Annotated in this window: 22 protein-coding genes; 6 read left to right on the top strand and 16 right to left on the bottom strand. The window is 73.5% G+C overall.

Annotated features, from left to right (window positions below):
- Nucleotides 1–47: 47 nt before the first annotated feature.
- A complete protein-coding gene (locus ACH4T9_RS09575; RefSeq protein WP_396670722.1) occupies nucleotides 48–1,724 on the top strand; it encodes a glycoside hydrolase family 13 protein in 1,677 nt (558 codons plus the stop codon).
- A 40-nt stretch (nucleotides 1,725–1,764) separates the two neighbouring features.
- Here ACH4T9_RS09575 and ACH4T9_RS09570 read toward each other — a convergent pair whose 3' ends face one another.
- The 4 genes from ACH4T9_RS09570 to xylA all read right to left on the bottom strand — a co-directional run bounded on the left by ACH4T9_RS09570 (nucleotide 1,765) and on the right by xylA (nucleotide 7,109).
- Entirely contained in the window at nucleotides 1,765–3,189 is a 1,425-nt protein-coding gene (locus ACH4T9_RS09570; protein ID WP_396670011.1) for an MFS transporter, read from the bottom strand.
- A gap of 98 nt (nucleotides 3,190–3,287) precedes the next feature.
- Complete coding sequence (locus ACH4T9_RS09565; RefSeq protein ID WP_396670012.1) at nucleotides 3,288–4,388, bottom strand: DUF5925 domain-containing protein; 1,101 nt, start codon at nucleotides 4,386–4,388, stop codon at nucleotides 3,288–3,290.
- 41 nt (nucleotides 4,389–4,429) lie between these two features.
- A complete protein-coding gene (gene xylB, locus ACH4T9_RS09560; RefSeq protein WP_396670013.1) occupies nucleotides 4,430–5,911 on the bottom strand; it encodes a xylulokinase in 1,482 nt (493 codons plus the stop codon).
- Nucleotides 5,912–5,921: 10 nt separating this feature from the next.
- Entirely contained in the window at nucleotides 5,922–7,109 is a 1,188-nt protein-coding gene (gene xylA / locus ACH4T9_RS09555; RefSeq protein WP_396670014.1) for a xylose isomerase, read from the bottom strand.
- Between the two features lie 40 nt (nucleotides 7,110–7,149).
- Here xylA and ACH4T9_RS09550 point away from each other — a divergent pair, with 40 nt between their 5' ends.
- Nucleotides 7,150–8,415, top strand: a complete 1,266-nt coding sequence (locus ACH4T9_RS09550) for an ROK family protein (protein WP_396670015.1) — start codon at nucleotides 7,150–7,152, stop codon at nucleotides 8,413–8,415.
- A 90-nt stretch (nucleotides 8,416–8,505) separates the two neighbouring features.
- On the opposite strand, the gene ACH4T9_RS09545 is transcribed toward ACH4T9_RS09550, so the two are convergent.
- Nucleotides 8,506–9,135 (bottom strand): MarR family winged helix-turn-helix transcriptional regulator, encoded by a 630-nt coding sequence (locus ACH4T9_RS09545; RefSeq protein ID WP_396670016.1) that lies wholly within the window; start codon nucleotides 9,133–9,135, stop codon nucleotides 8,506–8,508.
- A 98-nt stretch (nucleotides 9,136–9,233) separates the two neighbouring features.
- Between ACH4T9_RS09545 and ACH4T9_RS09540 the strand changes: the two genes are divergently transcribed.
- The gene (locus ACH4T9_RS09540) at nucleotides 9,234–10,364 is read left to right on the top strand and encodes a PP2C family protein-serine/threonine phosphatase (RefSeq protein WP_396670017.1); all 1,131 of its coding nucleotides are present in this window, start codon (nucleotides 9,234–9,236) and stop codon (nucleotides 10,362–10,364) included.
- A 76-nt stretch (nucleotides 10,365–10,440) separates the two neighbouring features.
- On the opposite strand, the gene ACH4T9_RS09535 is transcribed toward ACH4T9_RS09540, so the two are convergent.
- The 9 genes from ACH4T9_RS09535 to ACH4T9_RS09495 all read right to left on the bottom strand — a co-directional run bounded on the left by ACH4T9_RS09535 (nucleotide 10,441) and on the right by ACH4T9_RS09495 (nucleotide 21,194).
- Nucleotides 10,441–11,925 (bottom strand): sugar transferase, encoded by a 1,485-nt coding sequence (locus ACH4T9_RS09535; RefSeq protein WP_396670018.1) that lies wholly within the window; start codon nucleotides 11,923–11,925, stop codon nucleotides 10,441–10,443.
- Nucleotides 11,926–12,143: 218 nt separating this feature from the next.
- The gene (locus ACH4T9_RS09530; RefSeq protein WP_396670019.1) at nucleotides 12,144–13,886 is read right to left on the bottom strand and encodes a substrate-binding domain-containing protein; all 1,743 of its coding nucleotides are present in this window, start codon (nucleotides 13,884–13,886) and stop codon (nucleotides 12,144–12,146) included.
- Between the two features lie 187 nt (nucleotides 13,887–14,073).
- Entirely contained in the window at nucleotides 14,074–15,111 is a 1,038-nt protein-coding gene (locus tag ACH4T9_RS09525; RefSeq protein WP_396670020.1) for a lactonase family protein, read from the bottom strand.
- 125 nt (nucleotides 15,112–15,236) lie between these two features.
- A complete protein-coding gene (locus ACH4T9_RS09520) occupies nucleotides 15,237–15,839 on the bottom strand; it encodes a GTP-binding protein (RefSeq protein ID WP_396670021.1) in 603 nt (200 codons plus the stop codon).
- Nucleotides 15,820–16,206: a DUF742 domain-containing protein gene (locus ACH4T9_RS09515; RefSeq protein WP_396670022.1), complete on the bottom strand. Its 387-nt coding sequence runs from the start codon at nucleotides 16,204–16,206 to the stop codon at nucleotides 15,820–15,822. The genes ACH4T9_RS09520 and ACH4T9_RS09515 overlap by 20 nt, the downstream gene beginning before the upstream one ends.
- Nucleotides 16,196–16,618 carry a roadblock/LC7 domain-containing protein gene (locus ACH4T9_RS09510; RefSeq protein WP_396670023.1) on the bottom strand — a complete coding sequence of 141 codons (423 nt, stop codon included), beginning with the start codon at nucleotides 16,616–16,618 and terminating at the stop codon, nucleotides 16,196–16,198. Before ACH4T9_RS09510 ends, ACH4T9_RS09515 begins: the two co-directional genes overlap by 11 nt.
- A complete protein-coding gene (locus tag ACH4T9_RS09505) occupies nucleotides 16,618–18,960 on the bottom strand; it encodes a nitrate- and nitrite sensing domain-containing protein (RefSeq protein ID WP_396670024.1) in 2,343 nt (780 codons plus the stop codon). Before ACH4T9_RS09505 ends, ACH4T9_RS09510 begins: the two co-directional genes overlap by 1 nt.
- A gap of 309 nt (nucleotides 18,961–19,269) precedes the next feature.
- The gene (locus ACH4T9_RS09500; protein WP_396670025.1) at nucleotides 19,270–20,760 is read right to left on the bottom strand and encodes a catalase; all 1,491 of its coding nucleotides are present in this window, start codon (nucleotides 20,758–20,760) and stop codon (nucleotides 19,270–19,272) included.
- Nucleotides 20,757–21,194, bottom strand: a complete 438-nt coding sequence (locus tag ACH4T9_RS09495) for a Fur family transcriptional regulator (RefSeq protein WP_396670026.1) — start codon at nucleotides 21,192–21,194, stop codon at nucleotides 20,757–20,759. Before ACH4T9_RS09495 ends, ACH4T9_RS09500 begins: the two co-directional genes overlap by 4 nt.
- Nucleotides 21,195–21,413: 219 nt before the next feature.
- Between ACH4T9_RS09495 and ACH4T9_RS09490 the strand changes: the two genes are divergently transcribed.
- Complete coding sequence (locus tag ACH4T9_RS09490) at nucleotides 21,414–22,073, top strand: hypothetical protein (RefSeq protein WP_396670027.1); 660 nt, start codon at nucleotides 21,414–21,416, stop codon at nucleotides 22,071–22,073.
- Between the two features lie 11 nt (nucleotides 22,074–22,084).
- Entirely contained in the window at nucleotides 22,085–23,128 is a 1,044-nt protein-coding gene (locus ACH4T9_RS09485; RefSeq protein WP_396670028.1) for a hypothetical protein, read from the top strand.
- A gap of 158 nt (nucleotides 23,129–23,286) precedes the next feature.
- Here the strand turns inward: ACH4T9_RS09485 and ACH4T9_RS09480 are convergent, their stop codons facing one another.
- Both ACH4T9_RS09480 and ACH4T9_RS09475 read right to left on the bottom strand, forming a co-directional pair.
- Nucleotides 23,287–23,877 (bottom strand): DinB family protein, encoded by a 591-nt coding sequence (locus ACH4T9_RS09480; protein WP_396670029.1) that lies wholly within the window; start codon nucleotides 23,875–23,877, stop codon nucleotides 23,287–23,289.
- Nucleotides 23,878–24,017: 140 nt separating this feature from the next.
- Nucleotides 24,018–24,776 carry a methyltransferase domain-containing protein gene (locus ACH4T9_RS09475; protein ID WP_396670030.1) on the bottom strand — a complete coding sequence of 253 codons (759 nt, stop codon included), beginning with the start codon at nucleotides 24,774–24,776 and terminating at the stop codon, nucleotides 24,018–24,020.
- Between the two features lie 411 nt (nucleotides 24,777–25,187).
- Between ACH4T9_RS09475 and ACH4T9_RS09470 the strand changes: the two genes are divergently transcribed.
- Nucleotides 25,188–26,384 (top strand): helix-turn-helix domain-containing protein, encoded by a 1,197-nt coding sequence (locus ACH4T9_RS09470; protein WP_396670031.1) that lies wholly within the window; start codon nucleotides 25,188–25,190, stop codon nucleotides 26,382–26,384.
- The last annotated feature ends 57 nt before the right edge of the window (nucleotides 26,385–26,441 follow it).

Raw genomic sequence — 26,441 nt, 5'->3', positions numbered from 1 at the left:
CGGGCGGGAACATGACCGGCGACGGCGTCGACACACGGGAGAAGGCCCTGAACACCAACGCGACCCAGCAGGAACCGTCCGCCGGCCCGGCCACCGGTTGGTGGACCGAGGCCGTCATCTACCAGATCTACCCGCGCTCGTTCGCCGACTCGGACGGCGACGGGATCGGCGATCTGCCGGGCATCACCGCCCGCCTCGACCACCTGGTCGAGCTGGGGGCGGACGCGATCTGGCTCTCGCCGTTCTATCCCTCGCCACAGGCGGACGCCGGCTACGACGTGGCCGACTACCGGGACGTGGACCCGCTGTTCGGCCGGCTCGCCGACGCCGACCGGCTGATCGCCGAGGCCCGCGCCCGCAGCCTGCGGGTGATCGTGGACCTGGTGCCCAACCACACCTCGTCGGCACACCGCTGGTTCTCCGCGGCCCTCAGCGCCGCGCCCGGCAGCCCGGAGCGCGCCCGGTACGTCTTCCGCGACGGCCTCGGCCCCGACGGCGACCGCCCGCCGAACGACTGGCGCAGCGTGTTCGGCGGTCCGGCGTGGACCCGGGTCACCGAGCCGGACGGCCGCCCCGGCCAGTGGTACCTGCACCTGTTCGACCCCGGCCAGCCCGACCTCGACTGGGACAACCCGGAGGTCCGCGCCGAGTTCCTGGACGTGCTGCGGTTCTGGCTGGACCGCGGGGTGGACGGCTTCCGGGTCGACGTGGCGCACGGGCTGGTCAAGCAGGCCGACCTGGCGGACTGGCAGGAGCCGCAGGAGATCCTCTCCGGCAACGAGGTCGACAAGCCGCGCCCGCCCATGTGGGACCAGGACGGCGTGCACGAGATCTACCGGGACTGGCGACGCCTGCTCGACGAGTACCCCGGGGAGCGGATCCTGGTCGCCGAGGCGTGGGTGGAGCCGGCCGAGCGGCTGGCCCGGTACGTCCGGCCCGACGAGATGCACCAGGCGTTCAACTTCGAGTACCTGCTCGCCGCCTGGACCGCCCCCGCCCAGTACGCCGTGGTCACCCGCTCGCTGGAGGCCACCGACAAGGTGGGCGCTCCCACCACCTGGGTGCTGTCCAACCATGACGTCGTCCGGCACGCCTCCCGGCTCGGCCTGCCCGTCGGCACCCCCAAGCCGAACGGCATCGGCATCGGCGACCCGCAGCCGGACGCCGCGCTCGGCCTGCGCCGGGCCCGGGCGGCCAGCCTGCTGATGCTGGCCCTGCCCGGCTCCGCGTACCTGTTCCAGGGCGAGGAGTTGGGTCTGCCGGAGCACATGACGCTGCCCGACGAGGCCCGGCAGGACCCGACCTGGGAGCGCAGCGGGCACACCGAGCGGGGCCGGGACGGCTGTCGGGTGCCGATCCCGTGGGAGGCCGACGCCCCGTCGTACGGCTTCGGGCCGACCGATGCGAGCTGGCTGCCGCAGCCGCCGGTATGGGCCGAGTACGCCCTGGACCGGCAGCGCGGGGTGCCCGGCTCGACGTACGAGCTGTACCGGACCGCGCTGCGGCTGCGCCGCGAGCACGGGCTGGGCCGGGGCACCCTGTTCTGGCTCTCCTCCGGCGACGAGGTGCTGGCCTTCCGCAACGGCGAGGTGGCCGTGCTGACCAACTTCGGCGACGCGGCGGCGCCGCTGCCGGCCGGGGCCGAGGTGCTGCACGCCAGCGCCCCGCTGACCGACGACGGCGCGGTCCCGACCGACGTGACGGTCTGGTACCGGGCCGCCTGACAGGGCGCGGGCAGGGCCCCTTCCCGGGAGGGGCCCTGCCTCACAGGCGGTCGGCGCGGGCGTGCAGCAGGTCGTGCACGGCGTCGATGTCCCGGGGCGAGGTGCGGGAGGCGAGCCAGTACATGACCCCGGTGGGGATGAAGAAGAGCTGGAACGCGGCCAGCCCGACGGCGTAGTTCAGCGGCGGGGGGAAGGCCGCCCGCAGGGCGTGGAAGGCCACCCCGACCAGGCCGTTGCCGGCCGCCCGGCCGACCCCGTTGACCAGGTTGCCGAGGCTGTAGACGGTGCCCCGGTGCTCCGGCGGATTGACGTCGGCGATCAGGGCGAACCAGTTGGGCGAGTTCGCCGAGGTGAGCGCCAGCGCCAGCACGGCGGTGAGCAGGCTCAGCCCGACCGTCGGCTCGGTGACGACGCTGGCCAGCACCGCGCCGACGATCGCGCCGGTGCTGCCGCCGTCGGGCACGTCGATGCGGATCGGCACGAAGAACAGGACCAGGTAGAACGGCAGGGCCGCGAGGATGCCCACCGCCGCGACCAGTGCCCTGCCCCGGGGGGTACGCCGCTGGAGCGCGTCGCCCACCAGGCCGCCGACGATGGAGAACACCCCGCCGAGCTGGAACAGGGTGGCGAAGACGCTGCCCACCACGACGGCCGTGACCGCAGAGTAGCCCTGCTCCTCGGCCCGCTCGGCGAAGAGCACCGGCAGCCAGACCAGCGAGCCGAAGGCGGCCTGGGCGGTCAGGCCCTGGAGCACCAGCCACCGGTTGGTCCGGCGGTCCAGGATCCGGGGCAGGTCGGCCCGGGTGATCCGGTAGTCGTACTCGGCGCCGGTGGCGAGCGCCTCGGCCAGCTCCGGCTCGCTCTGCCCCCGCCGGATGTCGTACGTGAACAGGTATGCGCAGGTAGCGGCCAGCCCGACGATGGTGAGCAGCCAGAACGGCCGCCGCCACTCGGTGGCGCCGAGCAGTCCGCCGGCGAGCGTCCCGGCCAGGGTGCCGACGCCCTGGGACAGCCCCCAGAAGCTCATCACCAGCCCACGTCGGCGCGGCGAGATCAGGTCGGTGACCACCGAGAAGCCGACCGAGCCGACCGCGCCGAGGCCCACCGCCGCGACGAGCTGGGCGGCCAGGAACGTCGGGTAGTTCTGGGCCAGCGCGCTGCCGCCGGTGCCGGCCGCCCAGACCAGGGTGCCGACCATCAGCAGCGGCTTGCGGTCGGTCCGGTCGCCGACGTACGCCCAGCCGACCGCCGCGACGGCGCTGACCAGGAAACTGACCGCGGTGACCAGGCCGAGCAGCCGCTGGGACACGCCGAGCGCCCCGGAGATCGGCCCGTACAGCGGCGGGACGAGGCCGATCGCCACGTTGTCCAGCGAGGCGAGCAGCACGAAGACCACGACGCTGTAGAGCCGGTGCACCGGGCCGCCGCCCCGGGCCGCCCGGGGCCCGCTCCTGGTCGAGCTCATGTCGGGCAGCCAACCAGGCGCGGGCTACGGCCCGGTGACCGACCCCCCACCGGCGGCCCGGCGGATCGCCCGTCCCCCTCGGGGGCGGCCCCGTCCGGTCAGAGGTAGCCGCCGATCTCGGCGTGGACGGAGGGGGTGGTGGAGACGCCGGCGCGCAGCGCGTACAGCTCGGCCAGCGTCGCCCCGACGGACGGCACCCCGGCGGCGGTGCCGAGCCAGTCGGTGGCCTCCCGGTACGACAGCGGGCCCACCTCGATCCGGGCCAGGCAGCGTCCGGGGCGGACCACCGCCGGGTGCAGCCGGGACAGGTCCTCGTTCGTGGTGATCGCGACGAGCACGTCCCGCCCCTGCCCGAGCAGCCCGTCGGTGAGGTTGAGCAGCCGGGACAGCGCCTGCCCGGTGGCCTGCTTCGCCTCGCTGCGGATCAGCTCGTCGCAGTCCTCCAGGATGAGCAGCCGCCACCGCCGGCCGGTGCCGCCCTCCCCGTCCCCCTCCTCGCCGACGGCGACCTCGGACAGGTACGACGTGTCGGAGAAGAGCACTTCGGGGTCGAGCACGCTGTCGACCTGGCACCACGGCCGCCACCGCCGGATCAGCGCCCGCAGGGCGGTGGTCTTCCCGGTGCCGGGCGCGCCGTGCAGCAGCACCAGCCGGCCGGTGACGGTCTCCGGGGTGACCGCCATCAGCGCGTCCAGGTCGGCCCGCGCGGTCGCCGTGTAGTTGCCGCGGATCAGCGGCCAGTCGGGGGCGGCGATGGACCGCAGGTCCCGCTGGGCACCCCGGCGCGGGTTCTGGTGCCAGAAGCCGATCCGTCCGGTGTCCAGGTCCTCCGGCTCGGCCGCCCCTTCCACGATCCGGTCGAGGGCCGCCCGGCCGACCTCGTCGCTGACGGCGGTGACGGTCACCTCGGCGCCCCGTCCCTTCCAGATCACCACCCGGGCGGTCCAGCCGTCGCCGGCCAGCAGCCGGGACCGCTGCCGGTTCTCGGTGGCGGTGCGCAGCAGCCGCCCGTCGGGCGGGGTGAGGGTCGCCTCGGGACGGATCCGGGACAGCCGCACGGTTTGTGACCAGGGGTGTCGGCCGGTGACGAAGTCCGCCAGCACCAGCGCGTCGATCACGTCGCACGGGGTGTCCGCGTCGTCGTACTGGAGGACCGAGGGCAGGTGACGCGGGCCGTCACCGGCGGGGATGGTCAGCATCAGTCGATGATCCCCAGCCGGGACGGCCCGCGTACAGCCCATTACGTCGGATCGACGCGGTCGAGCACCCGGTCGCGGGCGGCGGCGTACCGCTCGCGGACGGCGGGGACGGGGTCGGCGGAGTGCTCCTCGGTGCCGGCCGGCGACCAGTCGGGCGGGGCCTCGCCGCCCAGGGCGAGCCAGGCGGCCTGGCGGGCCGCTCCGTCGGCGACGTACTCCCCGGGTAGCGGGACGACGACCGGGCGGCCGAAGACCTGCGGCGCGATGCGGCGCACCGCCGCCGACCGCGCGCCGCCGCCGACCAGAATCACCCGCTCGACCCGGGCCCCCTGGGCCACCAGCGCGTCGAGACCGTCGGCGAGCGCGCAGAGCATCCCCTCGACGGCCGCCCGAGCCAGGTGGGCGGGGGTCGAGGTGGCCAGGTTCAGTCCGTGCACCGCGCCGGTGGCGGACGGCCGGTCCGGGGTCCGCTCGCCCTCCAGGTAGGGGACCACGACCAGCCCGTCCGCGCCGGGCGGCGCGGACAGCGCAAGGTCGGACAGCTCGTCCAGGCCCACCCGGAGCAGGCCGGCGGCGGCGTCGAGCACCCGGGCCGCGTTGAGCGTGCAGACCAGCGGCAGGTACCGGCCGGTGGCGTCGGCGAAGCCGGCCACCGCACCGCTCGGGTCGGCGGCCGGGGCGTCGGCGACGCTGAACACCGTGCCGGAGGTGCCGATGGAGACGACCACGTCCCCGGGCCGGGCACCGACGCCGAGCGCCGCGGCGGCGTTGTCCCCGGCCCCCGGCCCGAGCGGCACCCCGCCGGTCGCCGGGCCGGCCGACGACGACGGGCCGGTCAACGACGACGGGCCGGTCAGGGCGGTCGGGTCCAGGGTGCCGGCGGCCTCGGCCGGGCCGAGCACGACGGGGACCGCCGGCCGGCGGCCGAAGGCGCGCTCCAGCAGGTCGAGGCGGTACTCCCCGGTGGCCAGGGACCAGTAGCCGGTGCCGCTGGCGTCGCTGCGGTCGGTGCGCAGGGCGGCCAGGCCCGGCGCGCCGGCCAGCCGCCAGGTCAGCCAGTCGTGCGGCAGGCAGACGGCGGCCACCCGGGCGGCGTTGGCCGGCTCGTGCCGGGCCAGCCAGCGCAGCTTGGTGGCGGTGAAGCTGGCCACCGGGACCGAGCCGACCGCGTCGGCCCAGAACCGCCGGCCGGCCTCGCCGCCGCCGGCCTCCTCGACCAACTCGGCGGCGGCCCCGGCCGACCGGGTGTCGTTCCACAGCAGCGCCGGCCGGACGACCCGGCCCGCCTCGTCGAGGCACACCATGCCGTGCTGCTGCCCGGCGACGGAGACCGCGGCGACGTCGCCCAGCCCGCCGGCCGCCTCGACCGCCGCCTCCAGGGCATCCCACCAGGCCTGCGGGTCGATCTCGGTGCCGTCGGGGTGCCGGGCGCGGCCGGAGCGGACCGGAGCGCCGGTCTCCGCGTCGCGGATCACCAGCTTGCAGGACTGGGTGGACGAGTCGAACCCGGCGACCAGGGGCACGGCGGCGACCTCAGCGGGCGCCGAGCAGGTGCTCGACGGCGAGCTGGTTGAGCCGGACGAAGCCGAAGCCCCGCGCGGCGGCGGCGTCGACGTCGTACTCCTCGAACGCGGTGCGGTCGGCGAGCAGGTCGGCGTAGCCCTCGCCGGGGGCCAGCGTCGGGGTGGCCAGGTCGGGCACCCGGCTGGCGGCCAGCGCCTCGGCCACCTCCGGGTCGGCCCGGAACGCCGCGGCCCGCTCCCGCAGCAGCAGGTAGGTGCGCATGTTGGCCTCGGCCGAGGCCCACACCCCGGTCATGTCCTCGGTGCGGGAGGGCTTGTAGTCGAAGTGCCGGGGGCCGTCGTAGGCCGGGCCGCCGTCAGGGCCGCCGTGTTCCAGCAGGTCGACCAGGGCGAACGCGTTGAGCAGGTCGCCGTGGCCGAAGACCAGGTCCTGGTCGTACTTGATGCCGCGCTGGCCGTTGAGGTCGAGGTGGAACAGCTTGCCCTGCCAGAGCGCCTGGGCGACGCCATGGACGTAGTTCAGCCCGGCCATCTGCTCGTGGCCGACCTCGGGGTTGAGGCCGACCAGGTCCGGGCGGGCCAGGGTGGAGATGAACGCCAGCGCGTGCCCGATGGTCGGCAGCAGGATGTCACCGCGCGGCTCGTTCGGCTTCGGCTCGATGGCGAAGCGCAGGTCGTATCCCTGGTCGACGACGTACTGGCAGAGCAGGTCGACGGCCTCGCGGTAGCGGTCCAGCGCGGAACGGACGTCCTTGGCCAGGTCGTACTCGGCGCCCTCCCGGCCGCCCCACATGACGAAGGTGCGCGCGCCCAGCTCGGCGGCGAGGTCGACGTTGCGCAGCACCTTGCGCAGCGCGTACCGCCGCACGTCGCGGTCGTTGCTGGTGAATCCGCCGTCCTTGAACACCGGATGGGTGAAGAGGTTGGTGGTGACCATCGGGACGACCAGCCCGGTCGCGTCGAGCGCCTTGCGGAACCGGGTGATGCGGCCGTCGCGGGTGGCCGGGTCCGCGCCGAAGGGAATCAGGTCGTCGTCGTGGAAGGTGATCCCGTACGCGCCCAGCTCGGCGAGCTTGTGTACGGCCTCGACGGCGTCCAGCTCCGGGCGGGTGGCGTCGCCGAACGGGTCGCGGGCCTGCCAACCCACCGTCCAGAGGCCGAAGGAGAACTTGTCGGCGGGGGTGGGACGGGACGCCATGGCGGACCTCCGGCAGCTATTTGTTCAGTGGTTGAATTATTTGACGGGCGTGTGGCAGTGTCAAGGGGTGACCCGTCCCGCCGCTCCGGCCGCGGCGGTCCGCCAGGGCAGTCTGCGCGAGCTGAACCTCGCCGTGGTGCTCGGCCGGATCGCCGCCGCGCCCAGCCCACCGTCGCGGGCCGCGGTGGCCGCCGCGACCGGCCTGACCCGGGCCACCGTCTCCGCCGTTGTCGACGACCTCGTCGCCGGCCGGCTGGTGGGCGAGTCGGAGCCGGCCCCCCGCACCGGCGCCGGACGCCCGGCCCGGGGCCTGGTGCTGGCCGGCGACGGCCCGGCCGGGCTGGGCCTGGAGATCAACGTCGACTACCTGGCCGCCTGCGTGGTCGACCTGGCCGGCGAGGTCCGGCACCACACCGTGCGCCGGGCCGACCTGCGCCCGGTCTCCCCCGCCGACGCGCTGGCCCGGCTCGTCGGGCTGGCCGCCGCCGCCCGGGTCGACGCCGAGCGGCAGGGGCTCACCCTGGCCGGGGCCGCCCTCGCGGTGCCCGGGCTGGTCGACGCGGCCGGGCTGGTCCGGCTCGCCCCGAACCTGGGCTGGCGGGACGTGCCCGTCCCCGAACTGCTCTCCGACCATCCGCCGCTGGTCGAGCCGGTCCCCGGCATCCCGGCGCTGGTGGTGGAGAACGAGGCCAACCTGGCCGCGCTGGGCGAGCTGCACGCCGACCCGGACGGGCCGGTCAGCTTCCTGCACGTCTCCGGCGAGGTCGGCATCGGCGCCGGGATCGTCCTCGACGGCGCCCTCTTCCGGGGCGTACGCGGCTGGAGCGGCGAGATCGGTCACATCCCCGTCCAGCCGGAGGGCCGGCCCTGCCGGTGCGGCGGCCGGGGCTGCCTCGAACGGTACGCCGGCCAGGAGGCCATCCTCGCCGCCGCCGGGCTGGACCGGGCGGACCTTCCGGCCGACACCGCCGCGACCCGGCTGGCCGACCTCGCGGCCACCGACCACCCCGCGACCCGGGCGGCCCTGGCCGAGGCGGGGCAGGCGCTCGGGATCGCGGTGGCCGGCGTGGTGAACCTGTTGGACCTCGACACCGTGGTGCTCGGCGGCGGATACGCCCTGCTCACGCCCTGGCTGCGGCCACCGGTGCTGGCCGAGGTGTCACGGCGGGTGCTCACCGCCGGATGGTCGCCGGTGACCGTGCGTTCCTCGGTGCTCGGCCCGGAGGCCGCCGTGGTCGGTGCGGCCGGCTCCGTCGTCCGGCGGATCGTCGCCGACCCGGTCGGATGGCTGAGCCGTACCGGCTGACCTGCTTTGCCGATGTACGGCGGACACCCTCGCCGCAGGGGATCCGGGTCGCCGACCCGCGACTGCTGCGACCGGGGATGCGGACCAGGGTCAGGCCGTACGCGACCAGCCGCCCGCGGCGGCCTCGCCGGACCATCCGCTCGGGGCGTCGCCGGTCGACCGGCCGTGCGGTATTCCGCCGGGCCGGTTCCCGCTCGACCAGCCGGCCTGCGGCTCCCCCGAGGACCAGTCACCCGGCCCGGTCGCCGTCGCCCGCTCCCCCGGCCGGGTCTCGGCGGACGGCTCCGCGACCGGCGGCTCCGGCGGATGCCGGTGCCGGGCCACCTCGTCGAACTCCTGAAGGCCGGCGAGGAGCGCCCGCCGCCCCTCGGGGGTCATCCCGGCCAGGATCACGGCAAGCCGCTGCCGGCGGTCGGCCCGCAGCTCGGCGAGGAGCCATTCGGCCTCCGAGGTGAGGTGCAGGGAGATCTCCCGGCGGTCGGACCGGCCGGGCTCGCGCTCCAGCATGCCCGCGGCCACCAGCCGGTCGCAGAGCCTGCTGGCCGAGGAGAGCAGCATGTCGAGCAGCGTCGCCAGCCGACGCAGGTTGATCCCGTCGTGCTGCTCGACCACCATCACCGCGCGCAGTTGCGCCCCCGAGAGCCGGCTGGTGGTCCGCTCGCGCGCCGCCTCGAAGACCGTGAGCAGGGTGCCGGCGGCCGCATCGAGGGCGGCGGCCATACTCGCTTCTGGTCCGCGTGGACCGTGTTCTTCGGACATGGTGGGCACGAGACTACCCGGCGTCCCTGGTCGCCGGGCCTCCGAACAGAGGAGCGACGATGAGCGGTGCGGAAGACCGGGCCCGCCGGACGCTGACCGAGGCGCCGGCCGACCTGCTGGTCGACCGACTCGCCACAGACCTCGAACGGTCGTACGGGATCACGCACGTCGAACTGCTCCAGGTCGACTACCGGCTCGCGGCGCTGCTTCCGCTCACGGAAGGTGAGCCGGTGACCGGGCCGGGACATCCGGCCTGGCGGTGCTTCGACCACCAGGAGCCCATCCTGGCCGACCGGACCGGCTACTTCCCGGTGAGCATGCGGGGGGAACGGCGCGGGGTCCTGCGGGTCGCCCCGCTCCCCGAGGACCGGGACGCCCGGGAGGAGCTGCTCGGGATCGCCACCGCCCTCGGCCACGAACTGATGGCGGTGAACGAAGGCACCGACGTGTACCGGGCCACCCGCCGCAGCCGCCGGCTCACCCTGGCCGCCGAGATGCAGTGGGAGCTGCTGCCCGGCCGGAGCCGGATCCGCCCCTCGTTCAGCCTGGCTGGACAGCTCGAACCGGCGTACGCCGTACGCGGCGACAGCTTCGACTGGTCCGACGACGGGCACCGGCTGTGGCTGTCGACGATCAACGGGATGGGTGAGGGGGTCACCGCGTCCGTGCTGACCGCGCTGGCCACCCACGCCCTGCGCAACGCCCGACGGGGCGGGCTCTGCCTGGCCGACCAGGCGGCGCTGGCCGACCAGGCGGTGTACGCCCTGCACCGGGGCGAGCAGCACGTCTCGGCGTTGCTGCTGGAGTTGGACCTCGCCGGCGGGACGATGACGGTGGTCGACGCCGGCTCACCCCGACTGGTGCTGCTACGCGACGGCGAGGTGGTCGAGCAGCCCCTGGAGGCGCAGTTCCCACTGGGCATGTTCGACGGGACCGACTACCGGGAGCAGCAGTTCACGCTGCACCGCGGGGACCGGCTCTTCGTCCTCAGCGACGGCGTCATCGAGGCGACCGGCCAGGACGTCCGGTACGGCGGGACGGCGCTGGACCGGTTCCTGCGCCGGACCGGCCCGATGGAGCCGCTGGAGGCGGTCCGGTCGCTGCTCGGCGACCTGCGGGCGTTCGTCGCCGGCGACCTCGTCGACGACGCGGTGGTGGTCTGCCTGGACTGGACCGGCCCCCAGCCGTGACCGGGCCCTCAGCCGGGCGTGACCGGGCCCTCAGCCGGGGCGGGGTCGCTGCCTGCGTCGCCCCGCCACCGGGTGGTCAATAGGCGCCCCGGCTGCGCATCACCGCGCCGAAGGTCTTCCACATGATGGTCAGGTCGGCGGCCAGTGACCAGTTCTCCACGTAGTAGAGGTCGAGCCGGATGCCGTCCTCCCAGCTCAGGTCGGACCGGCCGCTGACCTGCCAGAGGCCGGTCATGCCGGGCTTGACCAGCAGTCGCCGGGCCACATCGCCGTCGTAGCGGGCCACCTCGGAGGGCAGCGGCGGGCGCGGGCCGACCAGGCTCATGTGGCCGAGCAGCACGTTCGCCAACTGGGGCAGCTCGTCCAGCGACCACTTGCGCAGCACCCGGCCGACCCGGGTCACCCGGGGGTCGTCGCGCATCTTGAACATCAGCCCGTCGGTCTCGTTGCGGGCGGCCAGCTCGGCGAGCAGGGCGTCGGCGTTGATCACCATGGTGCGGAACTTGAACACCCCGAACTCCCGGCCGCCCTGGCCGACCCGGGTCTGCCGGAACAGCACCGGCCCCCGGCTGTCGAGCTTGATGGCCAGCGCGATCACCGCCACCAGCGGCAGGAGCAGCGCCAGCGCCACGGTGGCGGCGGACCTGTCGACGAAGCCCTTGACCAGCTTGCGGGCCCCCCGGAACTCGGGGGCCTCCACGTGGATCAGGGGGAGGCCGGCGACCGGCCGGGTGTGGATGCGGGGACCGGCCACGTCGGTCAGCGCGGGCGCGACGACCAGGTCGACCCCGGTCCCCTCCAGCTGCCAGCCGAGCCGCCGCAGCCGGGTCGCGGTCAGCTCACCGGAGGCGGTGACCGCCACGGTGTCGGCCCCGATCGCGGTGGCCGCCTGCGGGATGCCCCGGAACGAGCCGACCACCGGGACGTCCCCGAGCCGCTGCGGCACCGGTGCCAGCAGCGCGTCCGGGATGCAGGCGCCGACCACCTGGTAGCCGGCGTACGGCTCCCGGCGCAGTTGGTGCACCAGCTCCAGCACGTGCGCGGTGTCGCCCACCACCAGCACCTTGCGCGACCAGCCCCGGCCCTGAGACCGGGCCCGGTGCAGCCGCTTGCGGGCGGCGAACCGGGCCGCCTCCAGGCCCAGCATGCCCACCGCGAACGAGATGGCCAGGAAGCCCCGGGAGACGCCGACGTCAGCGATGTAGCCGGCGATCGCGGTGCCCCCGGCGAGCCGCAGGCTGGCCGTGCTCACCCGGCGGTACTCGTCGGCGCCGTAGCCCAGCACCCGGTCGTCGTAGCAGCGCAGCACCTTGAGCGAGACCAGCCAGGTGAGCACGAGCGCGGGCGCGACCACGACGTACGGGATCTTCGAGCCCACCGGCTCCTCGTCGCCGAATCGGGTGACGTAGCCGACCAGCACGGCGACGGCCAGCACGGCGGTGTCCAGCACCACCAGCATGCGGACGTACGCTCGCTCGTCGACGCGGGCCACCGGCCCGGCCCGGTGGCCACCAGGACGCGACGGCGTCCTGGTGGGGGTCAAAAGCGTCGTCGACGTCACCGGCCCTCCCCACTTCTGCTGAGGCCGACCCCGGTCGACGGTCGGTCCTCTTCACAGGACCATCGATGCCGGAGCACCCCGACATCTTGCCTCAGAACCATGGCCACCGATCGCCTCGGACGTATTGCCGTCATTTGCTTGGGAACAGCTTCCATGAAAAATCCTTCCGTCGCCCCGGTTTCACCGGGGCGACGGTCCAATCTGCACTGATTGGTTACTCAGCGTGGAGCGTTCGGGCGGAGCGCGATCGCCTTCAGGAAGATGTCACCGATCCTGGTCGGGTCCTCGGTGACGAAGTTCCCCCCACCGGTGACCTTGGTGATCGACTCCAGCTCGGCCTTGCTGACGTCGGCGCCGATGCCGATGATGACGACCTGGACCGGCCGCTCGGGGTCGGCGATCCGCTTCAGCTCGGAGAGCAGCTTCTGCTGGGAAATGCCGTCGTCGTCCTCGTTCTTGCCGTCGGTGAACAACACCACGGAGTTGACCCGGCCCGGTTCCCAGTCGTCCTGGACCTCCTGGTACGCGGCCAGCAACGTGTCGTACAGGCCGGTGTCGCCGTTCGAGGGCCGGATCGTGGTCAGCCCCTGCTCCAGTCGGGCGCGGTTGCCCGACAGCGGGTTGATCGGCACCAGCTCGCGGTAGTCCCGGGCGCCCACCAGCTTCGTGGAGAAGGTCCACAGCCCGATCGACCAGGAGTCGTCGAACAGGTTCAGGCCCCGGCTGGCCGCCGCCACCGTGACCTGCTCCCGGGTGGCGTTGTTGGCGCTCGGCACCGGCTGCTTCATCGAACCGGAGACGTCGATCACGCACAACATCCGGCCGGACTGGGTGGCGATCGACCAACTGGAGACGACGCGTTCTATCGCCGCCGGGTCCAGGCCGCCGGCACCGTTGCCGGCCGGAGCGGGCGTGACGCCCGCGCCGCCGCCCGGGCTCGGCGCGCCCCGCAGCGCCTTGAAGCCCTCGCCCCAGGCGCCGTCGGGCGCGCGCAGCGACCGCTCGGCCAGCCGGTCACGGAAGCCGGGGGCGGTGAGCGCCCCGAACAGGCCCCGGGCTGCGGACTGCTTCGCCGGCTCGACACCGGGCAGCACCGCGTACGGGTAGTCCAGCGGCACCGGCGACGGTTCGAGGTAGAGCGCCGCCAGCGGGATCGGCGGCTTCCCCTCGTTGTACGCCATCACGGCCTCCTCCGACAGCGTTGCGGCACCGAGGCCGCCGGCGATTGCCGCCGGGTCGGACGAGCGCGGGAACCGGGCGAGCAGGTCCTGGCGCAACGCGGACCGGCCGGTGGCCAGCGCCCGCAGCGTGCCGGTGGTCGCCTCCTGCGCGTCGCCGCCGGAGGCGCTGGCCGTCGCGGTCAGCGACAGCAGCCCGGACAGGCCGGCCGCGTCCCGGGTCGGCTCCACGATCCCGGTCCGCAGCGGCTTGCTGCTGCTCACCTGCCGCAGCAGGTCGGACCAGGTCAGCTTCTTCTCCGGCCAGCCGAGCCGGGAGGAGGCCACCGGCTCGGGCACCGCCACCACGACGGGGCTTCGGGCGATGGACCTGCCGTTGCTCGGGGCGAACGCGGTGGCCCCGGCGTTCTTCAGCCGCAGCAGCCAGGTCGAGGAGTCCGGCACCCACACGTCCGGGGTGACCGCGGTGCCGCTGACCTGACCCACGCCGGGAAGCTGCACGCCGTGCTTGCTGGCCACGGCCGCGGCGACGTGCACGGAGTCGACGGCCGAGACGTCGACCGTGATGCAGGTGCCACCGACCGCCGCGCCGTCGGCCACCCACCCGGCGGCCTCGGCCCGCACCGCGGGCGCGACCTCGGGGGAAGCCGCGACGGTGAGCTGGACCTGCCCCGAGCATGCCGGCTGCACCAGTTGGCGGTACCCGAACCAGGCGCCCGCGACGACGACGACCAGCGCGGTCGCCGAGGCGACGGCACCTGCTCCGCGGAGACTTGAACGCATGCGATGGCGGCCTGGCACGGTGACCATCTTGCGTAACCGCTGCGGGCGCTGCCACGGCCGTTCGGACGAAAGTTACCCAGCAGCAACAGTTTCCGGCCATTTCGTTACCCTGAGTCGCCAGTTCGAATCCCGGTGTTGCCGGAATGCCCCTGAGCTGGGACGGAGCGCGCTGCCGGTCGCCGCCCGGTCAGGGCAGGACGCAGGTCGGGCTGGGCACCGGGACGGGCTCGCCGACCGGCGTCGGCACCCCCGTCGCCGGATCCACCCGGAACACCCGGATCATGTCGGCGCGCTCGTCGGCGACGTAGAGGTGCCCGCCGGCCAGCGCGAGGTGCCGGGGCCACTCCCCGCCGGTCTCCACCTCGGCGACCAGCTCGGGCAGCTCACCCGCCAGCGCGAAGACCGACACCGTGCCGACGCCCCGGTTGCCGACGTAGAGGAAGCGACCGTCCGCGCCGACCGTGATCTCGGAGGGCAGGACGTGGCCGGCGCGGGTGCTGGCGTCCACCCGGCCGCGCTGGTGCAGCGCCCCGTCGGGGGTCAGCTCGTACGCGGTCACCGTGCCGTCCAGCTCGCCCGCCAGCCAGCAGCGCCGGCCGTCCGGGTGCCGGGCCAGGTGCCGGGGGCCCGTGCCGGCCGCCATGTGCACCCGGGGCCCTCGGGGCACCAACCGGCCGGAGGCGGCGTCGAGGTCGTACCGGTAGACGGAGTCGGTGCCGAGGTCGACGGCGAGCAGCGGCCCGGCGTCCGGTGCGGGGGAAACCATGTGGCAGTGCGCCTTCTCCTGGCGCTGCGGGTCCGGCCCGTGCCCGGAGTGCACCACCAGGTCGCTGCGCTCGCCCGGAACGCCCTGCGGGTCGAGCGGGAGGACTGCGACGCTGCCGCCGCCGTAGTTGGCGACGACCAGGTGTCCGCCGTCCGGGGTGACCGCCAGGTGACAGGGTTCCGCGCCGCCGGTGCCCCGCACACCCAGCGGCGTCAGGTCGCCGTCCGGGCCGGTGCGGAACGCGCTGACCTCCCCCTCGGCCAGCTCGTTCACGGCGTAGAGCACCGGCAGGACGGGATGCCGGACGAGAAAGGACGGCGACGGGGTGACCGCGACGGTGCCGAGCGGGGTCAGCGCGCCGGTTCCCGGGTCCCGCCGGGCGGCGGTGATCCCGTCGCCCCGGCCGCCGCTGGCCGCCGTGTAACCACCGAGGTGGACGATCGTCTGCTGCCCGGTCACCCGATCCGCCTTCCGCCGCTGTCCGTGTCGGTCCCACCAGAGCTTTCCCCGCCACCCACCGCATCAGCCCTGATTTCCGCGAATCGATCAGATCGCCGTCGCGCCGCGAGCCGCCGCGGGCCGGGTCAGGCCACCGGGACCGGCTCGCCGCGCTGCCGGGCGACGTGCTCGACCAGCGAGATCAGCACCTCCTTGCCGGACTGCCGGTCCCGGGCGTCGCAGAACACCAGCGGCACCCCCGGGTCCAGGTCCAGGGCCTGCCGTACGGAGTCCAGGCTGAACCGGCGGCCGTCGTCGAAGCAGTTCACCCCGACCACGAACGGGATGTTCCGCTGCTCGAAGTAGTCGATCGAGGGGAAGCAGTCGGCCAGCCGTCGGGTGTCGGCGAGCACCACCGCGCCGAGGGCCCCGAAGGCCAACTCGTCCCAGAGGAACCAGAACCGGTCCTGCCCGGGCGTGCCGAACAGGTAGACCTGGAGATCCTCGTTGATGGTGATCCGGCCGAAGTCCATCGCCACCGTGGTGGTCGACTTGCCCTCCACGCCGGAGACGTCGTCGACGCCGATCCCGGCCCCGGTGAGGACCTCCTCGGTCTGCAACGGTCGGACCTCGCTCAACGCGCTCACCAGCGTCGTCTTGCCGGCGCCGAAGCCGCCGGCGATGAGGATCTTCAGGGCCAGCGGGATCCGCACCCTTGTTCCGTCACGGTCATAGCGCACGGAGTCCATTGACCACCGCCTTGAGGATGTTGTCGTCGGGTAGGAAAGCGGTGCCGGCCGGCGCGTGCACGGAGACCAGGCCGCGGGCGAGCAGGTCGCCGACCAGCACCCGGACCACGACGACCGCGAGGTCCAGCTCGGCGGCGAGCTCGGCGACCGGCACCGGCCGGCGGGCCAGCTCGACCAGCCGCCGGTGCTCCGGGTGCAGTCGTGAGTGGGTGGCGGGGTCGACGGCCCGGGCGGTGAGCACGAAGGCCACCAGGTCGAGACCGGCCGGCGGCCGGACCCGGCCGCCGGTCAGGGTGTACGGGCGGACCACCGGACCGGCGTCGGCGTCCAGCCACTCGTGCTGCGGCCCGGGAGACTCAGCCCGCATCGGCGGCACCCGACCCGACCCGGGCCGGCGCGGTGAGGTTCTCGCCCACCCGGATCACCAGCATCGCCATCTCGTACGCCACCAGGCCGATGTCCGCGTCGGCCTCGGCGACCACCGCCAGACACGCGCCCTGGCCGGCGGCGGTGACGAAGAGATATGCCGACTCCATCTCCACCACGGTCTGCCGGACTCCCCCGGCGTCGAGGTGCCGGCTGGCGCCCTTGGCCAGGCTGGAGAAGCCGGAGGCCAGGGCGCAGAGGTGCTCGGCGTCGCTGCGGTCGGAGTCGGCCGAGGCGCCGAGCAGCAGCCCGTCCGCCGACAGCACCACCGCCTGGCGGCTGGCCGGCACCCGTTCCACCAGGTCGTCGAGCAACCAGTCGAGATCGACGTTCGGCTTCGTCGTGTGCACCACTAGGCATCCCTCTCAGTTGCGGTCGGGGGTTGCGCAGACACCGCCGGGGTGTCCGGATCCGGTGACGCGTCGGCGGCGGAGGTGGTGGAGACGGGCGGCACGGGACCGCCGTCGGCGGCGCCGTCCCGGCGGCCCCGGGCGGTGCCGGCCTGGAGGGCGGACATCAGCCGACGGGCCTCCTCCGGGGCGCGTGGGGCCGGCGCGTCCAGGGCGGCCGGCCGGGGGCGGGCGGCGGGGCCACGCCGGCGCACCCGGCGGGGCAGGCCGTCGCCCTCACCGGACGGGTCGACCGGCACGGCGCGGCTGGGGACCAGCGGCACCACGGCGGTCGGCGAGTCCGCCCGCTCCCGGGTGATCCGGGCCGGACGCGTCCGGGGCAGGGTCTTGAGCCGGGTCACCTTGGCCATCCGCCGGTCGTCGGCCGAGCCGTCCGGCGCGGCGGGCGGCGGATCGGGCGGCGGCTCTGCGGTCACCAGGTCCGGCGGGATCAGCACCACGGCGGTGACTCCGCCCTGGGCGGCCCGGCGGAGCCGCACCCGGATCCCGTGCCGGGTGGCGAGCCGGGCCACCACGAACAGCCCGAGCCGGGCGCTGTCGGCCGGATCGAACTCCGGTGACGTCGCCAGCCGCCGGTTGGCCTCCTCCATCGCCGGGACGGACATGCCCAGCCCCTGGTCGGTGATCTCCAGCGCGTACCCGTTGGGCAGGCTCTGCCCGCGCACCGACACGTGGGTGCCCGGCGGGGAGTACGCGGTGGCGTTCTCCACCAACTCGGCGAGCAGGTGGGTGACGTCGCCGACCGCGCGGCCCACCGTGGCGGCGGGCTGCACGTCGATGATGTCGACCCGGTCGTACGACTCGACCTCAGAGATGGCCCCCCGGACCAGGTCGACCATCGCGACCGGGTTGCGCCAGCCCCGGCCGGGCGCGGCACCGGCCAGGATGACCAGGTCCTCGGCGTGCCGGCGGAGCCGGGTGGCCAGGTGGTCCACCCGGAACAGCTCGGCCAGCTCGTCCGGGTCCTCGACGCGGCGCTCCATCCGGTCCAGCAGGGCGAGCTGCCGGTGCACCAGACCCTGGCTGCGCCGGGCGATGTTGAGGAAGACGTCGTTGAGCCCCCGGCGCAGGCTGACCTCGTCGACGGCGGCGCGTACGGCTGTGCGGCCCACCTCGTTGAAGGCGTGGCCGACCTGGCCGATTTCGTCGCGGCCGTACTCCAGCGCGGGCGTTTCCCGGGCCACGTCCACGTCCTCGCCGCGGCGCAGCCGGGCCACCACGTCCGGCAGCCGGTGTTCGGCCATCTCCAGCGCGGCGGTGCGCACCCCGGTGAGCCGCTGCGCCAGCGACCGGCCCACCCGCAGGGACACCAGCACCGACACCACCACGGCGACGAGCCCGAGCAGGCCGGCCGCCCCGAGGCGGGCGAGGATGCCGACCGCCACCGGAATCGTCCGCTCGGCCAATCCGTCGGCCTGGGTCAGCTCGAAGTCGCGCAGGCTCTGCTGGACGGTGTCCTGGCTGGTCTGCCAGGCCCGGAGGTCCACGGCGGGCGCCCGGACGGGGTCGGCCCGGACCAGGGCGTCCTGGAGGGCCCGCAGCCGGGCGAAGGCGTCGCTCTCGGCCAGCCGCTGGTACGCGGCCCGGCCGTCGGCCGGCAGGTCGGCCACCGCGGACTCGATCAGGAAGCGCTGGTTGCCGATGGTCTGCACGAGTTGGGCGTGCTCGCCCTCGGCGAAGCGCCCGCTGACCAGCACCCCGGCGAGCAGCGCATCGGCCTGCCCGAGCAGCTCCCTGGAACGGCCGAGTGCGGTCAGTGCCAGGGCCTGCCGGTTAAGGTCGTCGTCGGGCAGCGTGGCCAGCGCCGAGAACGCCTGGAACGCCGCGCCGACCATGCCGCTGTAGAGCCCGATCGCGCCGGTCCGGTCGACCTCGCGGCGATCGATGAAGCCCCGCCCGCTGGGCAGCCCGTCCAGCGCGCCGAGTAGCCGGTCGACGCGGGCGTCGAGCAGGTCGTCGGCGGCGTCGCGCAGGCGTTCGCCGGAGACCCGGCCGCGCAGCTCGGCGACCGCGGTGTCGGTGCGCCGCCGCTGTTCGGCCAGCGCCGGCAGCGCGGCGTCGCCGGCGAGCTGCACCACGCTGAGCCGGCGCTCCCGTTGCAGCTCGGCGACGACCGTCTCGCCCGGCCGGCCGAGGTCGGACAGGAGGGTGCTGACGGAGAGCAGGTCCCGGGCCGGACCGAAGGTGAGGGTGGTCGCGAAGATCCAGAGCACCAGCAGCGCGCTCACCGGCGCGACGACCAGCGCCGTCAGCTTCGAGCGAATCGGCCAGTCGCGGGTGTTCATCAGACCTCGCCCGGAAGGTGTGGCAGCGGGTGGCGCCGACGCCGAAACGGGCTTCGCCCGCCGCAACGCCGAGGCACCGGCACGGCGCCTTGGGCAGGATACGTAATCGCCGGCCGTTGCGGTACCGGCTCTTGCCCCGCGCGCTCACCCCGGCACGCTCCGCTGTGGACGGCGAATGCGCGAGCGCCCCGCCCGTTACCCGGGCGGGGCGCTCGGTCCGGTGCCTGCGCAGCCGGTGGGGTCGTGCGGTTGTCGGTGTCCACCCGGCCGGTTCGACCAGCCGCGCCTGCCGGGTTCGGCCGGCGCGGGTCAGGCGTTGACGGAGATGCCGAGACCCTCGGCGATCCGCCGGCCGTAGTTCTCGTCGCACTGGCTGAAGTGCCACACCATCTTCTCCTGGATGTGCTTGTCGCACTGGGCCAGCAGGTTGGTGAGGTTGAGGACCAGGTCGTCGCGCTCCCAGTCGGCCATCTCGCGGTAGCGGCGGCCGGCCTGGGAGTAGTTGTTCTGCCGCTCGAGCGGGGCCCGCATGATCTGGCCCGAGACGAACGGGCGGTACTCCCGGTAGGACTCGTCGGCCTCGTTGAGGCCCGCCACCGAGGACGGCTCGAAGTTGATGTGCGGGTTGCCGCCCCGGTCGTCCACCCCGTACGACATCTGGCCACCACCCTGGTTGGTGCTGACCTGAACGTCCTCGCGCGGCCGGTTGACCGGCAGCTGGAGGTAGTTCGGGCCGACCCGGTAGCGCTGGGTGTCCGAGTAGGAGAACGTCCGGCCGATCAGCATCTTGTCGTCGGAGAAGTCGATCCCGTCGACCAGTACGCCGGTGCCGAAGGCGATCTGCTCGTTCTCGTTGTGGTGGTCGGTGATGTTGCGGTTGAGCGTCATCATCCCGACCGGGAGGTACGGGAAGTCCTCCTCCGGCCAGATCTTGGTGTCGTCCAGCGGGTCGAAGTCCAGCTCGGGGTGCTCGTCGTCGCTCATGACCTGGACGTTGAGCTCCCACTGCGGGTACTCGCCGCGCTCGATGGCCTCGTAGAGGTCCTTCGAGGCGTGGCCCAGCTCGCCGGCCTGGATCTCGGCAGCCTGCGCCTCGGTCAGGTTGTGCTCGCCCTGCTGGGTCATCCAGTGGAACTTGACCAGCACGCCCTCGCCCTCGGCGTTGACGAAGCGGTAGGTGTTGACCCCGGATCCCCGCATGGTCCGGTAGTTCTTCGGGATGCCGTACGGCGAGAAGAGCCAGGTCAGCATGTGCATCGACTCGGGCGTGTTCGACATGAAGTCGAAGATCCGGTTCGGCTCCTGGCGGAAGGTCACCGGGTCCGGCTTCAGCGAGTGGATCACGTCGGGGAACTTGATCGCGTCCCGGATGAAGAAGATCTGGAGGTTGTTGCCCACCATGTCCCAGTTGCCGTCCTCGGTGCGGAACTTCACCGCGAAGCCGCGCGGGTCGCGGGCCGCCTCGGAGGAGTCCCGGCCGCCGATGACCGTGGAGAACCGGATGGTGAGCGGGGTCTTCTTGCCCTTGGTCTGGAACAGCTTGGCCCGGGTGTACTTCGACGCCGGCTCGTCGCCGATCGTCCCGTACGCCTCGAACTCGCCGTGCGCGACGAACCCGCGGGCGTGCACCACCCGCTCCGGGATGCGCTCCCGGTCGAAGTGGCTGATCTTCTCCAGGAAGTGGTAGTTCTCCAGCGTCGCCGGGCCGCGCGAGCCGACCGTCCGCTGCTGCTGGTTGTTGTGCACGGGGTGGCCCTGGCGGGTCGTCAGGATCGGCTTGCTGGCCTGCGGGTCGCTCATAGCTCTCCTCCGGATAGGTGTCGCTGCTGGCAGTCGGGGCAGCGCCCCCAGTACGTGACCTCGGCGAACTCCACCGCGAAGGTGGCTGCCGTCGAGGGGTCGAGGCAGGGCCCCGGTGCGGGGCTCCGGCCGGTGTCGCTGATCACGCCGCACTCCCGGCAGATCAGGTGGTCGTGGTCCGCCCCGCGCATCTCGTACCGCGCGGGACCACCGGCCGGGGCGAACCGGCGCAGCAGGCCCACCCCGGTCAGGGCGTGCAGGACGTCGTAGACCGCCTGACCGGAGAGCCGCCCGAGGCGGCTGCGGGCGAGGCGGGTGATCGTGTCGGCGTCCAGGTGGGGCCGACCGCGCACCGTCGCGAGCACCGCGAGGCGGGGCTGCGTGACGCGCAGCCCGACCGCCCGGAGGCGTTCGACGTCTGACTCGACCGGCATCACCCCACCCTGGCTCCTTTTCTGGAACCAGTCAAGTTTTCGCCGGGAGTAGTCCTGTGGGCCGGGTCATCCCGCTGCCCGGGAACCGGACGCCGGGGCGCAGCGCGCCCGCAACCGCCCGTGCCGCGACCCGATACCCGTGATCACCCAGGAAATTCCCCCGGATCGGGATTGGCGATCAGTGGCCAGAGGGAATACCGGAGGGACGAAGGAGGAGCCATGTCGCCCACGCAGGTAATCGTCATAGTTCTCGTCGTGCTGGTGGTCGTCGCGGCGCTGGCCGTCGTGCTCCGGCAGGTAGCCCGCCGCCGCGCGCTGCGATCCCGGTTCGGCCCCGAGTACGACCGGGTGGTCGCGGAGCAGGACAGCCGGTCGGCCGCCGAGCAGGAGCTGCGGAACCGGGAACGTCGGCACGCCGAGCTGACCCTCACCCCGCTCACCCCCGAGTCCCGGGCCCGCTACGCCGCCGCGTGGGAGGAACTCCAGGTCCGCTTCGTCGACTCCCCCGCCGAGACGGTGAGCGACGCCGACGAACTGGTCGGCCGGCTCGTCGCCGAACGCGGCTACCCGACCGGCGAGTTCGACGACCAGGTGGCCCACCTGTCGGTCGAGCACGCCCGGACGCTGTCGCACTACCGGGACGCGCACGAGATCCGGCTGCGCAACGAGCGCGGCGAGGCGGGCACCGAGGAACTGCGGCAGGCCGTCGTCCACTACCGGGCACTCTTCGCCGACCTGCTCGGCGAGGACCCGGTGGGCAGCCGGGCGCCGGCGCAGGGCCAGCCGGAACACGTGCCCGGGCACCAGCCGGTCGCCACGCCCGAGCAGCGGGCCGATGCCGTGCCCACCGACCGTCCGCACGACGCCACGAGCCGTTGAGGAGAGCCACGATGCGCCAGGAGCAGCAGACCAGCAGCGACCACCCGGAGGCCGTCCGGTCCGCGCCGGTGCCGGTCCCGCCCTCGGGCGACCGGCCCGCCGAGGCCGGCCACCACCGCGACCGCGACGCCGACGGCCGGGTCGACCTGCCCGAGGACGTACTCGACGACCGGGGCACCTTCGACGACCCGGCCGTGACCGGGGAACGGGGCGGCGAGCACGGGGCGGACCGGCAGGGCGAGCGCCGCCGGGACGCCGACGACCTGGACGACACCCGCCCGTACGACGTGCGGGACGCCGACCCTGACCGGGCGCCCGAGTTCCACGAGCCGGCACCCCTGCCCACCGCGTTCGGGGCGACCACGGTGGGCGACGCGGTGGCCGCCTCGGCCATGGCCAGCGGCCGTCCGGAAGACGAGCGGGACCCACGCGGCGAGGACACCGCCCAGCCCGGCGACGGCGCACCGGGACGCACCGACGCGTTCGACGCCGAGCGCGCCGACCCCACCGCCGGGGACCGGCTGCACGACCGGGACCGTTGGGCGGCGGCCGAGACGGCCGACGGGCCCGACGCCGCGCGGCACCCGGGCGACCGGCACCCGGGAGACGCCGAGGCCGACCGGGCCGACGAGCACCACGGGGCGGACCGCAGCCGCGAGGACGCGGTGGTCGCCGGCGCCGCCGGGTACGGCCGGCCCGAGCCGGGCATGACCGACCCGGACGCCGCCGCCCCGCACGCATCCCTCGGCGCGGCCACGGCCCGACCGACGGGCGGCGCGATGCACGAGGACGCCACCGACCTCTTCGAGCCGGACGCCGCCCAGGCATTCCGGGACCGCTGGCGCGACGTCCAGCTCCGCTTCGTCGACGACCCGAAGGCCGCCGCCGGGCAGGCCCAGTCACTGGTGGACGAGGCCATCCAGGCGCTCGCCGCCGCGCTCGCCGAGCAGAAGAACAAGCTGGGCGACTGGCAGCAGACCGGCGACGACACCGAACAGCTGCGGATCGCGGTACGCCGGTACCGCGACTTCCTGGACCGGGTGCTCGGCCGCTGACCGCCCTTCGACGTCACCTCTCCGCACGCCCCGGCCACGACGGCCGGGGCGTGCTGCGCGTCTGGGGAACCACCCGTCCAGTTCTCGACCACCTGTCCGCGTCGACAGGGTCAGGGGTTCAATCCCCCTCAGCTCCACCAGAATGGCGGGCCGGGCGGCTATCCGAAGCGGTCAGCCAGCTTCGTCAGCTTGGTGACGTACGCCGGCCAGTCGTAGTCGTCGGGAATGTTGGTGTTCTCCCGCCGCAGGCCGATCGTCGTGTCGTGCTGCTCGCGCATGATGTCGGCGTGACCGGCGTGACGGGCGAGGTCGCAGATCACGTGGACGATGATCTTTTGCAGCGTCACGGCCTGTCCACCTGGCCGCCACCATGACACCCGCCCCGGCGCGTCGAGCGGTAGCTGTTCGATCGTCTGATCCGCGAACACCCCGACGCGGCGATACAGGTCGATCAGCCCATCCTTCGTCTCGTCCTCCCGCGCATACCAGTCCGCCTGCGGATCCTCCTCGAATGCCTGCAGGGGAACCAGTTCCCCAGGCGTCGGGAATTCGCGCCCGAAGGTAGGCCCGAAGTAGCCGGCTTCGACATTGAGGCAATGCTTGAGGACTCCCAGCAGGTTGTTGCCGGTCGCGGTGCGGGGCAGTCTGGCTTCGCGTTCGCTCAGCCCGTCGAGCTTCCAGATCAGGTTTTCGCGAGTCGCTCGGAGGTAGTGGTGCAGCGCAGCCTTCGCATCGTCCAGGTCAGCCATGCCCGCCAGTCTTCCTCATGCGCCGAGCCATCATGGGGAGTGTCGTCTGCAAGATCAGCGCCCGGCTGCAGCGGTCGGCATCCTCAGCGCCGGGGCGCGCGTTCGGCCTTCGGCCGGTCACGCCCCGGCGCGCACGGGCGTCAGCGCCGTTCGAGAGTGAGCAGCGGCTCGGACAGCGCGGGCGATGGCGCGCCGGGATCGGCGGATACGGCCTCCTCGATGCTGCGGAGGCCGGCCTCCGCCTCGTCGGGGCCGAGCCGGGCGAAGAACGAGAGAGTGCGCAGGCGCAGCCGTTCGAGCACGTCGGCGCGAGTGCCGTCGGACGGAGGGGTGACCATGCCGAATCCGGCAACGCGCCAACCGGCCGCCGTGAACATCGCGATGACCTCGTGCAGCGGCTGGAACAGCGCGGTGTCCACCTCAAGACCGCGAGGGAAGTGGTCCAGCCACCACGGCTCGGGATGATGGTCGCTGAAGTTCCCGCGCAGTAGCAGCCGTCCGGCCGGCCTGAGCACCCTGGCCAGCTCCCGGGCCGCTCGGGGCTTGTCCTGGACATGGTGCCAGGACAAGAACATGAGCGCGTAGTCGGCGCTGCCGGACGGCACCGGCATGTCCTCGGCGGAGCCTGCCAGGTATTGCACGCCGGGATGCTGGGACTGCGCCTGCGCCACCTCGCGCATGCGGGCCGACGGCTCGATCCCGGTCACCGTCCCGAACGCTCGCGCCAGCGCGGGGGTGAACCTGCCGGTCCCTGACCCGACGTCCAGCCCCACCAGCGGACGCCGCTCGGGCAGCGCGGCGGCGAAGGCGCTCATCCATGCCCCCAACTGCTGCTCGGTGAGCGCACGGCCGCGCGGGTAGTTCTGGTACTGCTCCCTGTCGTAATCGACCAGCCTCATCGCCGCTCCCTCGTCAGTCGGACCCGACCGTCCCGATGTATCGAACCGATACATCGGGACGATACGCGGCGTCGCGCAGGAAGTTGAAGCGGCAGCGGTGGGAGCGTGCCGCCCAGACGTGCCATCACGTCCCCGCGGGTGCGCTGAGAACGGGAGGTGCGGTGTTCGTCGAACCCGGCCATCGTGGACGGCGAAGGCCGAGCTTGGCCGTTCAGCGGATCCGAAAGACCGGCACAGTGACCGGTGCCCATGCGTTCGGTGGCGACGCCGACAGCAGTCGCGTCAAAAGGTGATCACTTGAACGCTCTGCGTTACCGCGACATACTCGGCCGGTGTACCGTCCGAAGTGGTGGCCCGTCCCGGTAGCGGCGGCGGTGCCGCCGCCGAGCCCGCCACCTGGGGAGCGACGCCATGAGCGATGTCGAGACGTTTGGTTCCCGCCTACGTGCCCATCGCGAGCGAGCCGGCAAGACGAGAGCTGTCCTCGGCGGACTGGTCGGACGCAGCGGCGAGTGGGTGAAGGCCCTGGAAGCGGGTCGCCTGCTCGTCCCTCGACTGCCGATGCTGCTTCGTCTCGCCGAAGTGCTCGGTATCTCCGACTTGGCCGACCTGACCGGCGAACAGTCTCTTCCGGTCGCTTCGGTCACGAAGGCCGGGCACCCCGACATCAGCCGGATCGCCGCTGTCATGCAGCGCCCCGCCGTCCCGGCCGGCGACCCGACCTCGGTAGAGACGTTGACCAGTCTGGTTGACCAGGCGTGGCGTATCTGGCATGAATCCTCCACGGAGCGGACCGCCATTGCCGGGGTGCTGCCCGGCCTGCTCAGCGATGCGCGCCGTAGCGCTTGGCGACTGGAAGGTGTCGAACGGCGACACGCCCTGGTCGAGTTGGCCCGCGTCTACCACCTCGCCCAGTTGTACCTTGCCCACCAGCCACACCCCGAGTTGGTGTGGCTGGCAGCCGACCGTGCCATGGCCGCCGCGCAGGAAGCTGACGACCCGAGCGCCATCGCCGCCGCTGCTTGGTACTACGCCCACGTGTACCGCTCGTCGAACCTGATCGAAGAGGCGGAGCAGGTGCTGATGGAGGCGCTGGCCGTCCTCGACCCCGACGCTGGCGTTGACCCGCTTGCCCGCTGGGGACAACTGCACCTGGGGGTGGCGCTCGGGCGCAGCAAGGCCGGCCGGGCTGGACAGGCATGGCGGGCCTGGGACCTTGCCGAGGAGGCCACCAGACGACTCGGCAGTGGCTACGTGCATCCATGGTTGATGTTCGGAGAGACCGTCTGTGCGGTTTCCGCAGCAACGATGGAGTCGGACCTGTGCCGGCCGGGCGAGGCTATCCGCCGGGCGGCCATCATCGACTACCTGGCGCTGCCATCGCGGACTCGTCGCGCTGCGGCCCTGATCGATGCGGCCCGGGCGCATCTGGCGCGTCGCGAGGAGATCGCCGCCGTGCACCTGCTCGGGCGGGGCCTCCGCGAGAGCGCGGACACCGTCCGGTACAACCCCTTCGCGCGAGCAGCCACGCTGGAACTGGCGGGCCGCCGCGGTACGACCGGCGAGGACGCCCGAGAGCTGGCGCTCGCAATGGGCATTAACTGGTAGTAGTCGCAGAGGTACAAACCATCACCGTCATGCCTGATCAGCGCTCGTAACGTGCAG

It is taken from the genome of Micromonospora sp. NPDC020750 (assembly GCF_044334565.1).
Taxonomy (GTDB): Bacteria; Actinomycetota; Actinomycetes; order Mycobacteriales; family Micromonosporaceae; genus Micromonospora.
Note: the sequence above shows the minus strand (reverse complement) of the source record. Positions and strands in the feature narration are given on the sequence as shown.